General features: G+C 66.0%; 20 protein-coding genes and 1 riboswitch. Of the genes, 9 read left to right on the plus strand and 11 right to left on the minus strand.

The features are described from left to right. Window positions 1-76: 76 nt before the first annotated feature. The gene (locus Q4F73_RS06830; protein WP_303358608.1) at window positions 77-916 is read left to right on the plus strand and encodes a DUF1906 domain-containing protein; all 840 of its coding nucleotides are present in this window, start codon (window positions 77-79) and stop codon (window positions 914-916) included. Here the strand turns inward: Q4F73_RS06830 and Q4F73_RS06835 are convergent. From Q4F73_RS06835 to Q4F73_RS06850, 4 genes are all read right to left on the minus strand, one after another. Further along, window positions 913-1,725, minus strand: coding sequence for a hypothetical protein (locus tag Q4F73_RS06835; RefSeq protein ID WP_303358609.1), 813 nt, complete (start codon window positions 1,723-1,725; stop codon window positions 913-915). The genes Q4F73_RS06830 and Q4F73_RS06835 overlap by 4 nt on opposite strands. Window positions 1,726-1,798: 73 nt before the next feature. After that, complete coding sequence (locus tag Q4F73_RS06840) at window positions 1,799-3,439, minus strand: cation acetate symporter (protein WP_303358610.1); 1,641 nt, start codon at window positions 3,437-3,439, stop codon at window positions 1,799-1,801. A 4-nt stretch (window positions 3,440-3,443) separates the two neighbouring features. Then, window positions 3,444-3,725, minus strand: coding sequence for a DUF485 domain-containing protein (locus Q4F73_RS06845; RefSeq protein ID WP_303358626.1), 282 nt, complete (start codon window positions 3,723-3,725; stop codon window positions 3,444-3,446). Between the two features lie 464 nt (window positions 3,726-4,189). Next, window positions 4,190-5,020 carry an aldo/keto reductase gene (locus Q4F73_RS06850; protein ID WP_303358611.1) on the minus strand — a complete coding sequence of 277 codons (831 nt, stop codon included), beginning with the start codon at window positions 5,018-5,020 and terminating at the stop codon, window positions 4,190-4,192. Window positions 5,021-5,095: 75 nt separating this feature from the next. On the opposite strand from Q4F73_RS06850, the gene Q4F73_RS06855 reads away from it, so the two are divergent. Continuing rightward, a complete protein-coding gene (locus Q4F73_RS06855; protein WP_303358612.1) occupies window positions 5,096-6,283 on the plus strand; it encodes an NADP-dependent malic enzyme in 1,188 nt (395 codons plus the stop codon). Window positions 6,284-6,335: 52 nt separating this feature from the next. Here the strand turns inward: Q4F73_RS06855 and fkpA are convergent, their stop codons facing one another. After that, the gene (fkpA, locus tag Q4F73_RS06860) at window positions 6,336-6,695 is read right to left on the minus strand and encodes an FKBP-type peptidyl-prolyl cis-trans isomerase FkpA (RefSeq protein ID WP_303358613.1); all 360 of its coding nucleotides are present in this window, start codon (window positions 6,693-6,695) and stop codon (window positions 6,336-6,338) included. Window positions 6,696-6,804: 109 nt separating this feature from the next. Further along, the gene (locus Q4F73_RS06865; protein ID WP_303358614.1) at window positions 6,805-8,097 is read right to left on the minus strand and encodes a citrate synthase; all 1,293 of its coding nucleotides are present in this window, start codon (window positions 8,095-8,097) and stop codon (window positions 6,805-6,807) included. Between the two features lie 528 nt (window positions 8,098-8,625). On the opposite strand from Q4F73_RS06865, the gene serC reads away from it, so the two are divergent. The 3 genes from serC to Q4F73_RS06880 all read left to right on the plus strand — a co-directional run bounded on the left by serC (window position 8,626) and on the right by Q4F73_RS06880 (window position 11,629). Then, window positions 8,626-9,756 carry a phosphoserine transaminase gene (gene serC, locus Q4F73_RS06870; protein WP_303358615.1) on the plus strand — a complete coding sequence of 377 codons (1,131 nt, stop codon included), beginning with the start codon at window positions 8,626-8,628 and terminating at the stop codon, window positions 9,754-9,756. A gap of 95 nt (window positions 9,757-9,851) precedes the next feature. Then, window positions 9,852-10,778, plus strand: coding sequence for a septation protein SepH (gene sepH, locus Q4F73_RS06875; RefSeq protein WP_303358616.1), 927 nt, complete (start codon window positions 9,852-9,854; stop codon window positions 10,776-10,778). Between the two features lie 14 nt (window positions 10,779-10,792). Next, window positions 10,793-11,629: a hypothetical protein gene (locus Q4F73_RS06880; protein ID WP_303358617.1), complete on the plus strand. Its 837-nt coding sequence runs from the start codon at window positions 10,793-10,795 to the stop codon at window positions 11,627-11,629. Here the strand turns inward: Q4F73_RS06880 and Q4F73_RS06885 are convergent. Together Q4F73_RS06885 and Q4F73_RS06890 are read right to left on the minus strand one after the other, a co-directional pair. Then, the gene (locus Q4F73_RS06885; protein ID WP_303358618.1) at window positions 11,626-12,423 is read right to left on the minus strand and encodes an RNA methyltransferase; all 798 of its coding nucleotides are present in this window, start codon (window positions 12,421-12,423) and stop codon (window positions 11,626-11,628) included. The two genes, Q4F73_RS06880 and Q4F73_RS06885, sit on opposite strands and share 4 nt — an antisense overlap. 1 nt (window position 12,424) lies before the next feature. Then, entirely contained in the window at window positions 12,425-13,906 is a 1,482-nt protein-coding gene (locus Q4F73_RS06890; protein WP_303358619.1) for an NCS2 family permease, read from the minus strand. Window positions 13,907-14,034: 128 nt separating this feature from the next. Between Q4F73_RS06890 and Q4F73_RS06895 the strand changes: the two genes are divergently transcribed. After that, window positions 14,035-14,742, plus strand: a complete 708-nt coding sequence (locus Q4F73_RS06895) for an aminotransferase class IV (protein WP_303358620.1) — start codon at window positions 14,035-14,037, stop codon at window positions 14,740-14,742. Here the strand turns inward: Q4F73_RS06895 and Q4F73_RS06900 are convergent. Beyond that, a complete protein-coding gene (locus Q4F73_RS06900) occupies window positions 14,739-15,443 on the minus strand; it encodes a DUF3027 domain-containing protein (protein ID WP_303358621.1) in 705 nt (234 codons plus the stop codon). The genes Q4F73_RS06895 and Q4F73_RS06900 overlap by 4 nt on opposite strands. Window positions 15,444-15,462: 19 nt before the next feature. On the opposite strand from Q4F73_RS06900, the gene Q4F73_RS06905 reads away from it, so the two are divergent. Next, a complete protein-coding gene (locus Q4F73_RS06905; protein WP_303358622.1) occupies window positions 15,463-16,275 on the plus strand; it encodes a glutaminyl-peptide cyclotransferase in 813 nt (270 codons plus the stop codon). Window positions 16,276-16,286: 11 nt separating this feature from the next. Further along, window positions 16,287-16,838: a DUF2771 domain-containing protein gene (locus Q4F73_RS06910; protein ID WP_303358623.1), complete on the plus strand. Its 552-nt coding sequence runs from the start codon at window positions 16,287-16,289 to the stop codon at window positions 16,836-16,838. Between the two features lie 7 nt (window positions 16,839-16,845). Here Q4F73_RS06910 and Q4F73_RS06915 read toward each other — a convergent pair whose 3' ends face one another. Then, complete coding sequence (locus Q4F73_RS06915) at window positions 16,846-17,229, minus strand: cold-shock protein (protein ID WP_303358627.1); 384 nt, start codon at window positions 17,227-17,229, stop codon at window positions 16,846-16,848. A 370-nt stretch (window positions 17,230-17,599) separates the two neighbouring features. After that, window positions 17,600-17,786: riboswitch (cyclic di-AMP (ydaO/yuaA leader) on the plus strand. Window positions 17,787-17,793: 7 nt separating this feature from the next. On the opposite strand from Q4F73_RS06915, the gene Q4F73_RS06920 reads away from it, so the two are divergent. Further along, a complete protein-coding gene (locus Q4F73_RS06920) occupies window positions 17,794-18,408 on the plus strand; it encodes a resuscitation-promoting factor Rpf1 domain-containing protein (RefSeq protein WP_303358624.1) in 615 nt (204 codons plus the stop codon). A gap of 155 nt (window positions 18,409-18,563) precedes the next feature. On the opposite strand, the gene Q4F73_RS06925 is transcribed toward Q4F73_RS06920, so the two are convergent. Continuing rightward, window positions 18,564-18,758: a hypothetical protein gene (locus Q4F73_RS06925; RefSeq protein WP_303358625.1), complete on the minus strand. Its 195-nt coding sequence runs from the start codon at window positions 18,756-18,758 to the stop codon at window positions 18,564-18,566. Between the last annotated feature and the right edge of the window lie 22 nt (window positions 18,759-18,780).

Consider the following 18,780-nt stretch of genomic DNA (forward strand, 5'->3'; position numbering starts at 1 on the left):
CCGGTCCCTATTGCCAACTCCCCGAACTGTTACTAGTGTGACCCTTGTTAACCATGTGACAATAACGGGAGTCTCCATGACCACCATGAACCGTCGCGGATTTCTCCGCACCTCTGCCCTCGCTGTCGCGGCAGGTGCCGTGGGCACCGCCGCCCTCACCACCCCGCAGGCAAACGCCCAGGGCCGCATCCTGGGCACCGTCATCGACTACGCAGCCGGAGTGCCCTCGGCCTCCTCCATCAAGGCGGCGGGTCACCTGGGTGCCGTCCGCTACGTCTCCCGACGTCGCCCGGGCACCGAGAGCTGGATGACGGGCAAACCGGTCACCCTTGTCGAGACCCGGTCGCTGGCCCAGCACGGACTGAAGACGGCCTCGGTTTACCAGTTCGGCCGCGCGGGCACCGCGGACTGGCTGCAGGGTGCAGCCGGTGCCGCCGTTCACGCCCCGCAGGCCATCGCCATCCACCAGGCAGCGGGCGGGCCCACGGGCCGCCCCATCTACATCGCCATCGACGACAACCCCACCCGCACCCAGTACGTCAACCAGATCCGCCCCTACCTGCAGGCCTTCCAGGCCGCTTTGCAGTTGGCCGGCTACCAGACGGGCGTGTACGGCAACTACCACGTTATCGACTGGGCCATCGCCGACGGCATCGGGAGCTTCTACTGGATGCACGACTGGGGTTCCGGCGGCCGGATCCACCCCCGCACCACCATCCACCAGCTCCCGCAGAACCAGCAGCGCACGATCGACGGCGTCACCGTGGACATCAACCACGTCTACGCCCACGACTGGGGCCAGTGGACCCCGGGCCAGGCCGCCCCCACTCCCCCGGTGCAGCAACCGGCACCGGCCGTCCCCGATGCGCCGCTCGACCAGATTGTCGACGTGCTCCGCCGCGCGTCGAGCCTCTAACCTTCCAGGGCCTCATCCACCTCGTCGGCAAGCTGAAATTCGACGAGGTCGGTGAGGTCGTCTGCTGTGCCTGTCACCGCAGCGGCCACGACGAAGTTCTCCCCGAAAGAAACAGACGAGTGCAGGTCGCGTTTGTCCGACCAACCCCACTTGGTGCCGATGACCCCGGGCAGCACCGAGGTTCCGAAATCCTGGCCGTAGCCGTCGGCGGCGATGGGGGTCGCCTCCGCCATGGCCACCAGGATCGGATGCGTGGGATCGTCCTCCATCAGCTGTGCGATGAAGTTGACCGCGTCCCACGTCGAGGTCACGGAAAACCCCCAGCGGTCTGCGGCGCGCGTTGACTGCAGACCGTATTTCTCCGCCACCTCTGTGATCGAGTCCGGATACTTCCGGTACAGCTGGCCGGCGGCCCGGTCGGACGAGGAGCTGATCATGGTGATCGCCTCGTACTGCTCGGCCAACGTGCCGTGTTCGATGACGTACTCGGCGATGTAGAGCTTGATGAGGCTGAGCGCCGGCCGGGCGAAACGCTCCGTGGCGGTGCCGGTGCGGTAACCGTCGGAGATGCGGTAGAAGCTGACCTGTGAGCCGGTGGAGTTCTCCACGAAGGAGTCCAGGTCGGGACCGGCCACCGTCACCGGTTTCACGTCCTGTTCGGGCGCGTCCGCGGGGCTGGTGGCGGGGGCGTCGGAGGCGGCGTCGATAAGCGGGACGTCGCGCGGAACACCGACAACCGCGACCACTGGAATGGCGAGCAACGCCGTGACCACCACGGCGCCGACCATTCGGGAAAAGGATGTTGACACGTCTCAACATGATAGCGCCGCCATCACGTTGAGACGTGATGACGGCGCTACAGATCAGCGGGAGTTCAGGCGACTAGTGGTCGACCGGAGCCTCGACGCCGACGCCGGTGAGGGAACGAACTTCCATCTCGGACTGGAGGTGATCCAGGTTGTCCGGCTTGGTGGCCAGGGTGGCGACGATACCGGCGATGAAGGCCAGCGGGATCGAGACCAGGCCCGGGCTGGTGAGCGGGAAGATGGACCAGTCAGCACCGGAGATCATCGAGGTCGGCGTACCGGAGACTGCCGGGGAGAAGAAGATCAGCAGCAGTGCGGAGATAACACCGGTGTACATGGAGGCGACAGCACCGGCGGTGTTGAAGCGCTTCCAGTACAGGGAGAACAGGATCGTCGGGACGTTCGCGGAGGCGGCCACGGCGAAGGCCAGGGACACCAGGAAGGCGACGTTCTGCTGCATTGCCAGGATGCCCAGGACGATGGAGATGATGCCCAGGACGACCACGGTGATGCGGGAGATGCGGACGGTCTCTTCCTCAGTCGCCTTACCGTCGCGGAGAACGTTGTTGTAGACGTCGTGAGCAACGGAGGCGGAGGCGGTGATCGCCAGGCCGGCGACGACGGCGAGAACCGTGGCGAAGGCGACCGCGGAGATCAGGGCCATGAAGATCGAGCCACCGAGATCCAGCGCCAGCAGCGGTGCGGCGGCGTTGGCGCCACCCGGAGCTGCCATGATGCGGTCCGGGCCGACGAGGGCGGCGGCACCGTAGCCGAGGACCATGGCGAACAGGTAGAAGGAACCGATGAGGACGATGGCCCAGGTCACGGACTTACGGGCTTCCTTGGCGGTGGGAACCGTGTAGAAGCGCATGAGGACGTGCGGCAGACCGGCGGTACCCAGAACCAGGGACAGACCCAGGGAGATGAAGTCGAGCTGCTTGGTGAAGGTGGCACCGTAGTTCAGGCCCGGCTTCATGATGTCGGCGGCCTCGTAGCCGCGGTCGATCATGGCCTGGGAGGCTGCGTGGGAGGCGATGGCCTCGTTGAACAGGGTGGTGAAGCCACCGCGGACAGCGATGAAGGTCCAGATCGTCATGATGGCGACACCACCGATGAGGAGGACGGCCTTGATCATCTGGACGTAGGTGGTGCCCTTCATGCCGCCGACGAGGACGTAGGCGGTCATGATGAGGCCGACGACGGTGACGACGATGGCCTGCTCCATGGTGCCGTGCAGGTCCAGGAGGACGGAGACCAGGGAGCCGGCGCCGGCCATCTGGGCGATGAGGTAGAACAGGGAGACCGCGAGGGTCGCGATAGCGGCGGCCACACGGACCGGCTTCTGACGCAGGCGGAAGGAGAGCACGTCCGCCATGGTGAAGCGGCCGACGTTACGCAGCGGCTCGGCGACGAGCAGCAGGGCGACCAGCCACGCGACGAAGAAGCCGATGGAGTAGAGGAAGCCGTCGTAGCCGTTGAGGGCGATGGAACCGACGATACCGAGGAAGGAGGCCGCCGAGAGGTAGTCACCTGCGATGGCGAGGCCGTTCTGGGTACCGGTGAAGGAGGCGCCACCGGTGTAGAAGTCAGAGGCTTCCTTGGTGGACTTGCCGGCACGCATAACCACGGTCATGGTGACGACGATGAACACGACGAAGACCGCGATGTTGAGGATCGGGTTGCCGGTGTTTTCCTGTGCGAGGTAGGTAAGGTCCATTGTCCTAACCCTCCATTTCCTGGCGAATCGCGGCGGTGCGCGGCTCGATGTTCTTGTTGGCAAACTTCACGTAGATCCAGGTGATCAGGAACGTGGTCAGGAACTGGAGAAGGCCGAAGACGATGCCGATGTTGAAACCGCCACCAATTTCGGTACCCATCCAGTCTGCGGCGAAGGTCGCCACCAGAAGGTAGAGCATGTACCAGACAAAGAATGCCACGGACATCGGGAAGGCGAAGCTACGGAAAACCTTGCGCAGTTCCTGGAACTGCGGGCTACCCTGCATCGCGATAAATTCCTCGGATGTCGGCTCGCGCCGGCCATCCGGTCGGACCACTGGAGTCGCGCTCACTGTGTTCTCTCTTTCATGTCAGACCCCGGGTGATCCGGGGGTTGCGCTTTCGGTGATCACCGCCTCAGGATTTCCTACCCTGTGGAAGCTGTCACACTCTGTGCTGCAAATGTAAGTTACCTGGCTCACATTGCAACGTTGAAGCGAACGGACACAATTGCCCCGATATGTGCCCGCAGTCACCCCCGCACCCCCTTGCGACCAGCATAATCTTTGATATTACCTCCACCCCCGCCCGGGAACTCGCCATCGTTAGCTAAGTTTGCGAAGCGATACTTCGCATGCGCCCCGATCTTCACAACAGTGGCCCAGGTCACCAGCAAGGGTTAACAGGATTCACTTTTTCTAGCGTTTCTGCAGGTCACAGGCCTGCATCACGGCGCAGTCACGTATTGCTCTCAAAAGCAACGCGGGTCATCGAAGAGTCTACCCGCATGGTCGCTGCGGTCCAGTGCCGATATTGCGAGGATCTGATCCCGGCTCAACGTGATGCTTCCTGCCTCAAGATTCTGCTGCAGCCGTCGCGGGTGTGCGGATTTCGGTATCACCACGCATCCCAGGTCCATGGCCCACCGCAGCGCCACCTGCGCCGGCGTCGCCCCCACCTCGCGGGCGATACGGTCAAGGACCGGTTCCGCCATCACCCCGCCGCGTCCCAGCGGGGACCACGCGACCGTCGTCACGCCGAGATCCGCATGTACCTGACGCAGTGGCGTCTGTGAGAACCCTGGATGCAGTTCCACCTGATTCGTGGCGGGTACCACCCCGACCTCGTCGATAATCTCCCGGAGCACCTCCTCGTAGAAGTTCGCGACACCCACCGACTGCACCAGTCCCAGCCCCTGCAAGCGGGCGATGGATTCGAAGGCCGCCACGTACTGTCCCTGCTCCGCGTGCGGCCAATGCACGAGATAGAGGTCGAGATAGTCGAGACCGAGACGATCCAGGGAGCGTCGGCACGCTTCCTGGGTGGCACGCGTCCCCTGCTCATCCCGCCAGACCTTGGTGGTGATGAACAGCTCGTCGCGCGTGACATCCCCGGCCGCGACGGCATCGCGGACAGCTCGCCCCACCTCATTTTCATTGCCGTAGGCCGAGGCGGTGTCCAGATGCCGGTAGCCCAGGGTGATCGCCTCCCGAATGACGCGGTAGCCCTCCTCCCCCACCAGCTGCCAGGTGCCCAGCCCGATCTGGGGGATCTCACTGCCGTCATTGAGAGTCAGGTTCATGTCCCCATTGTGCCCCTCACCACCTTCCGGCGGTAGAGCGGGAACGGTCCCCTCCCTCCAAATAGACTGACCACCATGACTGACGTCCGTAATCCCCACGTCCATCACATCACGGAACTGTCCGATGATGAGATCTTCGCCGCGCATGAGAGCGGAAAACTCTCCATCCGCACGGCGCGCCCGCTGAAGACGCAACGCGACCTCTCCCTCTGTTACACCCCCGGTGTGGCCCGCGTCTGCACCGCGATCGCCGAGAAGCCGGAGCTGGCCCATCGCTTCACCGGCGTCGGTCATACCGTGGCGATCATCTCCGACGGCACCGCGGTCCTCGGCCTCGGCGACATCGGCCCCCGCGCCGCCCTGCCGGTGATGGAGGGCAAGGCCCAGCTCTTCGACCGTTTCGCCGGACTCAACGCCATTCCGATCGTGCTCGACGAAACCGACACGGACCGCCTCGTCGAGGTCATCAAGGCCATCGCCCCCTCCTTCGGCGCCATCAACCTGGAGGACATCTCCGCCCCGCGCTGTTTCGAGGTGGAGCGCCGACTCATCGAGGAACTGGACATGCCGGTCATGCACGATGATCAGCACGGCACCGCGGTGGTCATCCTCGCAGCGCTGCAGAACGCCTGCCGCCTGCTGGAGCGCGACATGGCGGACCTCAAGGTCGTCATCTCCGGCGCCGGTGCCGCCGGCGTGGCGTGCGAGAAGATTCTTGCCGACGCCGGCGTCGCCGACATCATCATGCTCGACTCCCGCGGTGTCGTTCATGCCGGGCGGGACAATCTCAACCCGGTGAAGGAGGAACTCGCCTCCACCACCAACCCGCGTGGCATCACGGGTGGCGTAGTGGAGGCGTTCACCGGTGCCGACTGCTTCATCGGCCTGTCCGCCGGCACCATCCCCGAGGAGGCCCTCCAGGTCATGGCCGAGAGCCCGATCCTGTTCTCCCTGGCCAACCCGAACCCGGAGATCGACCCCGAATTGGCCTACCGCTATGGCGCGGTGGTGGCGACCGGTCGCTCCGATCTGCCCAACCAGATCAACAACGTCCTCGCCTTCCCCGGTATCTTCCACGGAGCCCTGGCCGCCGGTGCCACCGCCATCACCCCGGAGATGAAGCTCGCCGCTTCCCGGGCGATCGCGAAGGTCGCCGAAGAACACCTCGACATTGAGCACATCGTCCCCTCCCCCCTCGATCCTTCAGTCGCACCGGCCGTGAGCAAGGCTGTCGCGTCGGCCTGGCGAAGCACCCGGGCCTAGAAACGACGACAACACTCCCCGCAGCGGGGAGTGTTGTCGTCGTAGAGGAGTCTTAGCCGACGTTGAGGAGGTCGATGACGAAGACGAGGGTGCGACCGGACAGGGGGTGTCCGCCACCGGCCGGGCCGTAGGCCATCTCCGGCGGGATCGTCAGCTGGCGGCGGCCGCCGACCTTCATTCCCGGAATGCCCTCCTGCCAACCGGCGATGAGGCCGTTGAGGGGGAACTCGATGGACTGGCCACGGTCCCAGGAGGAGTCGAACTCCTGACCCGATTCAAAGTCGACTCCGACGTAGTGGACCTCGACGAGGCCACCGGGCTGGGCTTCGTCGCCCTCCCCGACCACGAGGTCGACAGCGACGAGCTCTTCCGGTGCGGGGCCGGTCTGGGCTTCAATCTGCGGCTTGGTCATAATGTGTGTCTCCTTTAAGTAATGGTGCAAGAAAACCGGGCACAACTCCCACCAGTATAAGGAGGTGGGGTTGTGCCCGGTTTCATGACGCCCGGACTAACAGGGGGTTTTAGCGCTCGTCACGCGGGGTGACGGTGCGCAGGGTGTTGCCGGTGTAGATCTGGCGCGGGCGGTTGATCTTGGTGGTGGTGGCCAGCTGCTCGCGGTAGTGGGCGATCCAGCCCGGCAGGCGGCCGATGGCGAACAGGACGGTGAAGAAGTCCGTCGGGAAGCCCATGGCGCGGTAGATCAGGCCGGTGTAGAAGTCGACGTTCGGGTACAGCTTGCGGGAGATGAAGTACTCGTCGTTGAGTGCGATCTCCTCGAGCTTCATGGCCAGGTCGAGCAGGTGGTCCCCACCGAGGTGCTCGAGGATCTCGTGTGCGGTGTCCTTGACGATGGCGGCACGCGGATCGTAGTTGCGGTAGACGCGGTGTCCGAAGCCCATGAGGCGGACACCCTTCTCCTTGTTCTTCACGCGGTTCATGAAGTCGGTGGCGTCGCCACCGTTGGCGTCGATCTCCTCGAGCATCTCGAGGACGGCCTGGTTGGCGCCACCGTGCAGCGGGCCGGACAGGGCGTTGATGCCGCCGGCCACGGAGACGAACATGTTCGCCTGTGCGGAACCGATCATGCGGACGGTGGAGGTGGAGCAGTTCTGCTCGTGGTCGGCGTGGAGGATCAGGAGCTTGTCCAGAGCCTTGACCATGACCTCGTCGATCTCGTACGGCTCGGTCGGGTAGCCGAACATCATGCGCAGGAAGTTCTCACGTGCGTTGAGGGCGTTGTCCGGGTACATGTACGGGGCACCCTTGGATGCGCGGTACGCGTACGCGGCCAGCATCGGCACCTTCGCCATGAGGCGGACGGTGGCCTTGTCGTTGTGCTCCTCGTTCAGCGGGTCCAGCTCGTCCTGGTAGTAGGTCGAAAGGATGTTGACGGAGGACGCCAGGACGGACATCGGGTGAGCGTCACGCGGGAAGACGCTGAACTGGGACTTGAAGTCCTCGTCCAGCAGGGTGTGGTGACGGATGTCGTCGTTGAACTTGCGCAGCTCATCGGTGGTGGGCAGCTCACCGTTGATGAGGAGGTAGGACACCTCGTTGAAGGTGGCGTTCTCGGCCAGGTCAGCGATGTCGTAGCCGCGGTGGCGCAGAATGCCGTTGTCACCGTCGATGTAGGTGATGGCGGACTCGCAGGAACCGGTGGAGACGTAGCCCGGGTCGAAGGTGACCAGGCCGGTGTCAGCGAGCAGCTTGCCGAGGACGACGCCGTCGTTGCCCTCGGTAGCCTTGATGATGTCCATCTCGAACTCGCCGCCGGGGTAGTTGAGTACGGCCTTTTCCGTGTTGTCAGTAGCCACTGTGAACCTTTCAGACTTCGTTGTCGACCTTGCCCCGGGGTTAGGGGTCAGCCGTCGTGATGAACTTCGATGAGTGTGACGCCCACCGTAATTCCGACATGACGGTGAGTCATGTTTCAGCTTAGGTGACGTCGACACGATGATGTGGACGGTTTTCCCTCCGGCCTCCCCCCACCACTGGGGCCGGGGAATACCGGACAGAACCGATCATGTGCAGTTGTGCTCCCACCACAAGGCGTTTGCGCTGCTCCCTGTGGAACCAGACGGCACTCGTTTTGGTGGACCAGGGCACAGTTTAGCAAATCATGTGATGGAGGCAACAGATTTCGGAAAAGCAGGTCACCCCCGGCGAATTTGCGAGGGCACGCCCCTCCGCTCACCCCACAAACTACCCCCGTTGAGCGTGACAGTAACAACGAGCGGGTTCCGGTTACCGCACGAATGGGGAGATACTAAGGTGGATCTCGTTTGGACAGCATGTTCTCAGATCGCACCCCAAAACCAGACCACGAAAGGGCCGTCATCCCCATGACCGAGTTCCCCACCCTGCCCGCCGACCTCATTCCTGCTGACGGCCGTTTCGGCTGCGGCCCTTCCAAGGTCCGCCCGGAGCAGCTGCAGGCAATTGTCGACGGCGGCCGTGACATCATCGGCACCTCCCATCGCCAACCGGCCGTGAAGAACCTCGTCGGCTCCGTCCGCGAGGGTCTGGCCGATCTCTTCTCCCTGCCGGAGGGATACGAGATCATCCTCTCCCTCGGCGGTGCCACGGCTTTCTGGGATTCCGCCACCTTCGGGCTCATCGAGAAGAAGTCCGGCCACCTGTCCTACGGCGAGTTCTCCTCCAAGTTTGCGAAGGCCTCCAAGCAGGCACCGTGGCTGGAGGAGCCGACCGTCATCGAGGCTCCCGCCGGCGATGCCCCCGAGCCGCAGGCCATGGAGGGGTGCGACGTCATCGGCTGGGCGCACAACGAGACCTCGACCGGCGCCATGGTGCCGATCGTCCGTCCGGAGGGTTCTGACGGCTCCCTCATCGTCATCGACGCCACCTCCGGCGCCGGCGGCCTGCCCGTCGACATCGCAGACACCGACGTCTACTACTTCTCCCCGCAGAAGTGCTTCGCCTCCGACGGCGGCCTGTGGTTCGCCGCCATGTCCCCGGCAGCGATGGAGCGCATCGCCAAGATCAAGGACTCCGGCCGTTTCATCCCGGCCTTCCTCGACCTGCAGACCGCCGTGGAGAACTCCCTGAAGAACCAGACCTACAACACCCCGGCCGTGGGCACCATGCTCATGCTCGACAACCAGGTGCAGTGGATGAACGACAACGGTGGCCTGGACGGTATGGTCGCCCGCACCACCGCCTCCTCCGATGCCCTCTACTCCTGGGCCGAGGCCCGCGCGGAGACCTCGCCCTACGTGGCCGACCAGGCCAAGCGTTCCCTGGTCGTGGGCACCATCGACTTCGATGACGCCGTCGACGCCACCGTCCTGGCCAAGGTGCTGCGCGCCAACGGCATCCTCGACGTGGAGCCCTACCGCAAGCTGGGCCGCAACCAGCTGCGCATCGGCATGTTCCCGGCCATCGACTCCCAGGACATCGTGACCCTGACCAAGGCCATCGACCATGTCCTCGACTCGGGTGTCGCCGCCCGGTAACAGCACGTCACACGCTGCCCAACATGCGTCGGACCTCACGCGGTCCGGCGCATGTCTGCGTTAGGGTGGTACTCATCACGATAGAAGGAGAACGCATGCGCGAGTTGTTCCTCGTCCCCGATGAGTCGTCCGCCACCTCACTGGTGCTGCGTAGCGACGACGGCGAGCAGTTCTTCCTCGACGTCACCACCCTGGACCTTGCCGCCACCAGGGCCCTGCTGACCGCGGAGGTGCCGGAACCGGAGTCCGCAGCTGCGGACTCGTCGGAGACCTCTGATGCTCCTCCTGCCGCAGTGGAGCCGTCCGCCGAGGCTGACCGGGAACGCGTGCTGCCGACCCCTGATCCCCTGCTCACCGCCCCGCTGACCATGCGGCCCCGCGAGATTCAGGGCCGCGTCCGGGCGGGCTCCTCCGTCGAGGACCTGGCCGCGGAGATGGGGGTGGCACCCGCCCGGGTCGAGCCCTTCGCACACCCGGTACTCCTCGAGCGTGAACGGATGGCGGAGCTGGCCAAGCAGGCGCATCCGGTGCGTGAGGACGGCCCGGCCAAGCTCACCCTCTGGGAGGTGCTCGCCGCCGCCTTCGCGGCCCGCGGCAACTCGGTCACGGACACCACGTGGGATGCCTTCCGGGAGGCCGACGGAACCTGGGTGGTCCGCGTGTCGTGGACTGCCGGGCTCTCAGAGAACGAGGCGGAATGGTCGATCCACGGCCACATGAGTTCCCAGTCCACCGCCGAGGCTCGCAACGCCGTGGCCGCGGATCTCACGGACCCGGACTTCGTCCAGCCCGTGCGCACGCTCTCCTCGGTGGGTCGGGGCTCCCGCGGGGATGCCACCGATGACGCGGCGGATACCGCGGAGATCGATGTGGTGCCGGAGGAGATCGAGGGGGATGACTTCCTGCAGCACCCGGATCCGGAGGAGAAGGGGCCGACGCGGCGGCGTCGGAAAGCGGTCACCCCCCACTGGGAGGACGTCCTGCTCGGGGTCCGCACCAACACCAAACGACCGCGTAACTAGGGAGGGGACGCGTCGTGGACAGTGTCGTCACCCTGTGGTTTGTCACCGCCGCCGACCCGGCGCGAATCGTCGAGGCGGAGCCGAAGGCGGACCGTGGGTTCGGCAGGAAGTACCTGGCGCAGCTCAATCCGGCCTGGCCGATCACGCCGATCGGTGAGTTTCCCCTCAACCGTTCGGCCCAGGCCTCTGCGGGCGAGTACTACATCGCCGGTTTCCCGGGCGTGACGGTCGTCCAGACCGCGCTGCACGACACCCCGGCTCTCTCGGAGTTGGACGCCCGGCTGTTAGACTCCGTCCCGGCGGCGGAGATCTTCGCCTTCGCCCGCAATCCGGACACCGGATACGGCGGGTACGCCCATTGGCGCGGCGGGGTGCTCAAGCGTTCCCTGTGCGCCGAACGAAACCGCACCTACGAGGATGTCGGACTGCCCGCCCCCTTCGAGGCCCCCTTCTGGGCCGGAGAGAAGGCGGAACCCATCGGCGGTATCTCGCTGCCCTTCGAACCGGTGGATCTGGTGGCGGAGGCGCAGCGCACGCTGCTCGGGGTGGATGTCTCCCCGGAGGGGCCCGACATTCACATCGTCGCCTTTGCCGTGGACGGCCGACCGGCACCGCGCGTGGTGGACGGCCCCCGCCGGGACAAGGAGGTGGCCACCCGGCCCGACACCGCCGCCCTGGCCACCGGTTACGACGACTACGAGGACGACACCGAGGCCGCCCCGGAGAGCACCCACTGGGCGGACAGGACGGTGACCGTCGCGAAGCGCACCGGTTCCAGCGCGGCCCGGCGGCTGGGTGCGGCGACCCGGTGGGTGCAGGAGAAGCTGCGCCACTCCGACCGGAGGAACTAGCGCAGGGAGCGCTCGCGCTCGTAGAAGGCGATCGCCGCCGCGGTGGCCAGATTGAGGGAATCCGTGCCCGGCGCCATGGGGATACGGGCCCGGACGTGGGTGGCCCGCATGGCATGTTCGGTCAGTCCGGGTCCCTCGGCGCCGACCAGCAGCGCCACCTTGTCCCTGCCCTCCAGGGCGTCAGCCAGGTGGGCCGCCTGCGGGTCGGGGGTCAGCGATACGAGGTGGAAGCCGGCGTCGGCAAGCGGGCCCAGGGAGCGCTGCCAGGTGGTGTACGTGCCCTCCAGGTGGGCGTAGGGCAGGCGCAGGACGTGCCCCATGGACACGCGCACCACACGGCGGTAGAGCGGGTCACCGCAGCCGTTGCCGAACAGGATGGCGTCCACGCCCATGCCGGCGGCGTTGCGGAACATCGAGCCGATGTTCTCATGATCGCCGACCCCCTCGAGAACCACCACGGTGCGGGCCGTGGCGAGGATCTCCTCGACGGAGGGTTCCGCGGCCCGGTCGGCGACGGCCAGCAGCCCGCGGTGCATGTCGAAGCCGGCGACCTCGGCGAGGAGCTCGCGCGTCACCTCGTACTGCGGGATCCCCGGGGTATCCCCCAGGGCGTCGAGCTTCGGGCCGAAGCCGACGATGAAACGCACCGGGAAGCGCGATTCCAGCAGGCGGCCCACCACCAGGGGGCCCTCGGCGATGACCAGGCGCCGGTCGGCGGCGTCCGAGCGGTTGAGATCCCGGATGTCGTCGAGGCGAGGGTCGGCGGGGGCGTCGATAAGCAGGCGGGACATCAAGCTAGCCGATGACCTCGAGGAGCGGATCCATGGCGAAGAACACGACGAACAGAGCGGAGACGAGCCACATGATCCAGTGGACGTCCTTGGCCTTGCCGGCGGCGACGGCCATGAGGGAGAAGGCGATGAAGCCGACGCCGATGCCGTTGGCGATGGAGTAGGTGAACGGCATGACCACGATGGTGAGGAAGGCCGGCAGGGCGATGTGGAACTGGGTCCACTCGATGTCGACGATCTGGGCGATCATGAGGGCACCGACGATGACCAGGACCGGCGCGGCGGCCTCGATGGGCACGACCTCGTAGAGCGGGGTGAGGAACATGGCCAGCAGGAACAGCACACCGGTGATGATGTTGGCCAGGCCGGTGCGGGCGCCGTCGGCGACACCGGCGGAGGAGTCGGCGTAGACGGTGGCGGAGGACGAGGAGGTCGCACCGCCGACGATGGCACCGAAGCCCTCGACGACCAGGGCCTTCTTCATGTCGGGCAGAACACCGTCCTTGCCGACGAGGTTGCCCTGCTTGCCCAGGGCGGTCATGGTGCCCATGGCGTCGAAGAAGTTCGCCAAGACGAGGGTGAACACCAGCAGGGAGGCGGCGAGGACACCGACCCGGGTGAAGGCGCCGACGATGTCCACTGCGCCGACCAGGGAGAGGTCCGGCAGGCCGCCGAAGCCCTCGGGCAGCACCGGCACGGCCAGGGACCAGCCGGTGGGGTTGGGCTGGCCGTCGACGAAGGAGGGGCCGGCCTTGACGGTGGACTCGATGATCATGGCCAGGATGGTGGTGGCCAGAATGCCGAGGAACAGGCCGCCGCGGATCTTCCGGATGACCAGGAAACCGCAGATGATGAGGCCGAGGACGAAGGTGAGGGTGGGCCAGGAGCTGATGGAGCCGTCGATACCCAGCCCGACGGGGACGGTGGTGCCGGCGGCATCGGGGACGCGGCGGACGAAGCCGGCGTCGACAAGCCCGATCATGGCGATGAACATGCCGATGCCCACGCCCATGGCGGCCTTCATGGAGGCGGGGATCGCCTTGAACACGGCGGAGCGGAAACCGGAGACGGCGAGCAGCACGATGATGATGCCGTCGATGACCACCAGGCCCATGGCCTCCGGCCAGGTCAGGCCCTCGCCGGCGACCATGGTCACGGCGACGAGGGTGTTGAGTCCCAGACCGGCGGCGATGCCGAAGGGGTAGCGGGCGATGAAGCCGAAGGCGATGGTCATCACACCGGCGGTGAGCGCGGTGACGGCCGCGACCTGGGGGACACCGAGCGTGGTGCCGTTGACATCGGCGGTGGTGCCGATGATCAGCGGGTTGAGGATGATGATGTAGGCCATCGCGAAGAAGGTGACGACGCCGGCCCGGATCTCCGTGCCGACGCTCGATCCTCGTTCAGTGATGTGGAAGAAGCGGTCGAGTGAGCCCCGATCCCGCGACTCCACAGGCTCCACGGACGGCTGCACGGGTGTGCTCATGTGGTTCCCCTGTTCAGGTTCATACGGTGAATGAAGTTTTTGTTACGTCGTTAATTTCTCACCTCAACATCGATTGCACAAAACTTTGGGTAGATTCGTGAGCGCACCGAAGCCAAGGAGTTGCCCCCGTGTTGTACACCTCGACCTTCATGATGCGCGACGGACGTGTCGCGAATCTGGACGCCCATCTCGATCGGCTCCGCGCGGAGGCGTCCTTCAATCCCCGCGCCGTCGACGAGGTGGTGGCGAAGCTCCGGGAGGCCCCGCACGGAATCTTCCGGCCCCACATCCAGGTCGGTCGGACGACCATCACGGTGGAACTGCACCCGGCGGTCATGCCCCGCGAGGACGTCATTGTCGATGCAGAAGGCATCCCTGACCAGCGTCGACGCCCCACACGCAAGGGCCCGGACTTCGGCTGGCAGATCCGTCAGCTCAACATGCTGCGGCATTCCGGCACCGATGCCGGGGTGCTTATCGACGATCGCGGGATGGTCATCTCCGGCATCTTCTCCGCCCTGCTCTTCCTGCGGGACGGCACCGCGAACGTCTCGGCTCATCCGCGCGCGGCGGAGTCGATCACCCTCACAGCGGCCCTCGAACTGCTCACAGAGGCGGGTGTGAGTGTTGTTGAACACCCCGAGGGCTTCACCATGTCGCAGCTGCGCGGAAACGAGACCTGGTTGCTCAGCTCCGTGGAGGGGGTACGCAAGGTGACCGGCTGGCTGGAGTACGGCTCCGTGCTTCCGCCGCGGGACGAGCACCGACCCCGGATGGGGGCTCCCACCCACCGGGAGATCAACGAGAAGATGTGGGCGCGCGCCGGACAGGTCTAGTAGATCGGCGACTCGTCGTCGAAGGCATCGGGTCCCTCGTCGAGGAGGGTGTCCGGCGGGGTGTCGGAATGAGCTCCGCAGCCGTAGGTGGCGTGGACGATGTGTCCGTCGGCCGAGTACTCGTTGGCGCAGGCCCCGAAGTTCTCCCCGAGGGTCTCGCCGACGCCGATGAAGAAGGCGCAGGTGCGGCAGGTGAGCGTGGCCTTCTCGGCGAAGTCACTCGTGGGACCGAAGTCCCCGGTCCGCCACCGTTGCTTCGTGTCCTCCAGGCCGCGGCGGGACAACACGGTGCGTCCGTCCTCGGTCTCGGTGAGGCGCTCATCGCCGGGCTCCGGCGGCATGAGGTCACCGGGGCCCAGATCCCCCGGACGGATCCGGTCGGACCACGGCACCCACTCCGGGGCGCGGAGAGCTTCCCCGGTGGGGGCGGGGACCAGCGCCACCTCGTTGACGGTGACGTGGCGGGAACCGGAGGCACACGCCAGGACCGCGTTCCACTCCCAGCCGCTGTAACCGGGGACCTCGGCGGCGAAGCGGTGGGTGGCCACGTTGCGGCTCAGGCCCTGGACACCGATGTGCTCACCGACGGGGCCCTCCCCGAGTTCCTCCAGGGCGCTGCGGGCGAGGTCGACGGCGCGGGCGTCGAGAAGCGGGTTCTTGGAACGTCGATGATTGGTTGCCACGCCCTCATTATGGGGCATGTACGGCACAATGACGGACATGGGCCATTCACTGAGGCGCCGCGTCGCCGCCACCCTGCTGCCGTTTGTCGCCTCCGCCGGGCTCGTGTCCTGCGCCGCGGACGATGAGGCCAGCTCCCCCACCGTGGAGCACCTGGTCCCGCAGATCGTGGCCACCCACCCCTTCGACGACTCGAGTTTCACGCAGGGTCTGGAGGTCGACGAGGACGGCACGCTGCTCGTCGGCACCGGCTGGGAGGGTCAGTCGCGCCTCTACCGCACCAACCTCGAAGGTGAGGAGCTGGCCTCCGTCGACCTGGATCCGAGCTGGTTCGGCGAGGGGGTCACCCGCCACGACGACCACATCTGGCAGTTGACGTGGCAGGAGCAGATCGCGCTCAAACGCGATGCCACGACGCTGGAGGAGATGGAGCGTGTCACCTACCCCGGCGAGGGCTGGGGAATCTGTTCCACCGGCACCGAACTGATCATGTCGGACGGCACCTCCCAGCTACGTCGCCTGGACCCGGACACCTTCGCCGAGCGCGAGCGCTTCGAGGTCACGCTCGAGGGAACCGCGGTGGAGGCGCTCAACGAGCTCGAATGCGTCGACGGTGACGTCTACGCCAACATCTTCCTCGACACCGCCATCGTGCGTATCGACGCCCGCCCCGGTGAGACCGCAGGCACCGTCACCGGTGTCATCGACGGCGCCGTACTACCGAACAACGCGCTGCCGGATCCCAACCACGTGCTCAACGGGATCGCCCACCTGCCGGGCACCGACCGCTTCCTGCTGACCGGCAAACGCTGGCCCGACCTCTACGAGGTTGAGCTCGTGCCCGCTGGGTAGGATGTGGTGCCATGGCCTCCCCGAAGAAGGCGCGTCAGAAGGCGCTGCTGCAGTTCCTCACCCTCCTGGTTGCCGTCGTGATCATCATCGTGGCAGCGGTGCTCGCCCAGAACTGGTGGAACAACCGTCCCGGCCCGCAGCCGCACGACGTGGCGGTCACCGCCTCCAACGGTGGTGAGAGCATCGAGGTGTTCCCCTACATCGTCTGCGAGCCGGGCCTGGAGTGCCCGGAGGGGGAGGTGCCCAACCTGCCGGTCGGCGCCGATGACACCCTCGTGCTGGAGATCCCCGAGGACATCCACGATCACGACTGGCAGCTGCTCATGATCTACGACGATCCGGCGGCCAATGACCAGCAGTTCCACGGCGCCTACGACACCACGAGTGTGGAGATCCCGGGCTCCGTGGACCCCGTCGCCGAGGGCGAACCCCGTCCGCTCCTCATGGTGGTGGAGATCTCCGCCGCCATGATCGGCCGCGACGCCAACGATGAGGAGACCCCCTACGCCACCGTGTGGTCGCTGAGCACCATGGAGGACGGGCAGGAGCTGCAGGCCCCCTGATCCCCGTTTAGGCGTCCAGCTCCTTGGCCACGACGCGCAGGATCTCGGCGACCTGGCGGCCCACCGGGCGGTCCGGGTAGCGTCCGGCGGCCAGGCCGGGCTGCACCTGGGACTCGAGGACGGTGATGAGGTCCTGGATCATGCTGCCCAGTTCCTCCGGCTTGCGGCGGTTGACCGGGCGGCGGCGCGGGGTGTCGAGCACCTTGACGCGCAGCGCCTGCGGGCCCCGGCGGCCGGCGGCGAAGTCGAACTCAATGCGCTGACCGGCGACGAGTTCGTCGACACCCTCGGGCAGCACCTGCTTGCCCACGTACACATCCTCGTCCCCCGGGTTGGAGACGAAACCGAAGCCCTTGTCGGCGTCGTACCACTTCACCTTGCCGATCGGCACAGTGTTCACCATTCCCTTTCTTGGTGTTGCTGGTGTCGGCCACGATGGCTGTGCATGATGACCGTGAACGGTTGAGTATACCCCTGTCGCGCTCAGGCTTAATACTTCGCGTTTTCTCCGGTCTTCGTTACAGGGACGTGTCGAGTGACATAAATCACATATCAGGGCGCCGGATGGATGACCTGCAGGTTTCCGCGGCAATTCGTCCCTCCATCCGTCCTTCTCCACCATTTCGAGAGTCTCGCGTGACTGAAACGTTATAAAGCGTTATCGTATTCGACAGGCACAGTGCAGTTCCTGGCTGAAGAGTCACCGTCCCCCACGCCGAGCCCTGTCCGGGAGACGGAAACTGCGCAGGCAATGTGCACCCGAAACGTGAATACCCATACGGACAGGGGCGGGGAAACCACCGCGGACCCCCACGGGACCGCACCGGTAGGCAGCGCCAGCTGCTTCCCTCGGGGTGAAGCCTCACACCAGAGGCCGGGCACGGTGACACAGTGATCCTCCTCCCGAACCCGACAGCTCACCTCGCAGGCGTCAACATGAGAGGACCACTCCACCATGGCACGTCACACCCGTAAGACCGTCTCCTTCACCACCAAGTTCGCCGCCACCACCGCAGCCTTCGGCACCGCCGCCGCCCTCATGGCTCCGGCCGCCGCTGCCGCCCCGGATTCCGACTGGGATCGTCTCGCCCAGTGTGAGGCCGGCGGCAACTGGCACATCAACACCGGCAACGGCTACCACGGTGGCCTGCAGTTCTCCCCCTCCACCTGGCGCGCCTACGGTGGCACCGAGTTCGCCCCCTACGCCTACCAGGCCACCCGCGAGCAGCAGATCGCCGTCGCCGAGCGCACCCTCGCCGGCCAGGGCTGGGGCGCCTGGCCCTCCTGCTCCGCCCGTCTGGGTCTGAACTCCGCCCCGACCCCGCGCACCGTCCCCACCCAGACCCCGGTCCAGGTCCCGGCCCCGGTCCAGCAGGCTGCTCAGCAGGCTGAGGGCTCCTCCGACGCGCTGGCCGTCGACGCACTTTACAACCACATCCGCGGCACCCTGGCCAGCTACGGCGTGGCTGTTCCGGCCGGCATCGAGGCCGCCTACGCCGCCAACCGCGACAACTTCGACGCCTTCTACGGCGCGAACCGTGGCGCGATCGACTCCATCGTCGGTCTCTAAAGACATTCACGTCATGCCCCACCGGTCACCCGGTGGGGCATCGGCGATTCCAGGGCCGCGGCACACCCACGTCGCAGACGCACCGATCCCCCACGCACCACGACGCAGCGTGGCACGCAGGGGATCAGCGCGCGATAAGAAAGGTGTCCGTCGCCCTACTTGTTGATGCGGGTGTACGGGTGGACGTAACCGAGTTCCTCTGCCGGCACCGGCAGAACCAGGTCATCGCCGTAAGGGCTGGAGGCACCAGCCAGGGTGGAGGTAATTTCGGTCACGGCGTGGCCGTCGGTGCGCGGGATGTGCTTGGGCCAGCCCGGATCGACGTAGCCGCTCTTCTCAACGTTAGACATGCCCCATATTCTTGCAAACCTC

The organism is Corynebacterium sp. (assembly GCF_030535495.1).
In the GTDB taxonomy this organism is placed as follows: domain Bacteria; phylum Actinomycetota; class Actinomycetes; order Mycobacteriales; family Mycobacteriaceae; genus Corynebacterium.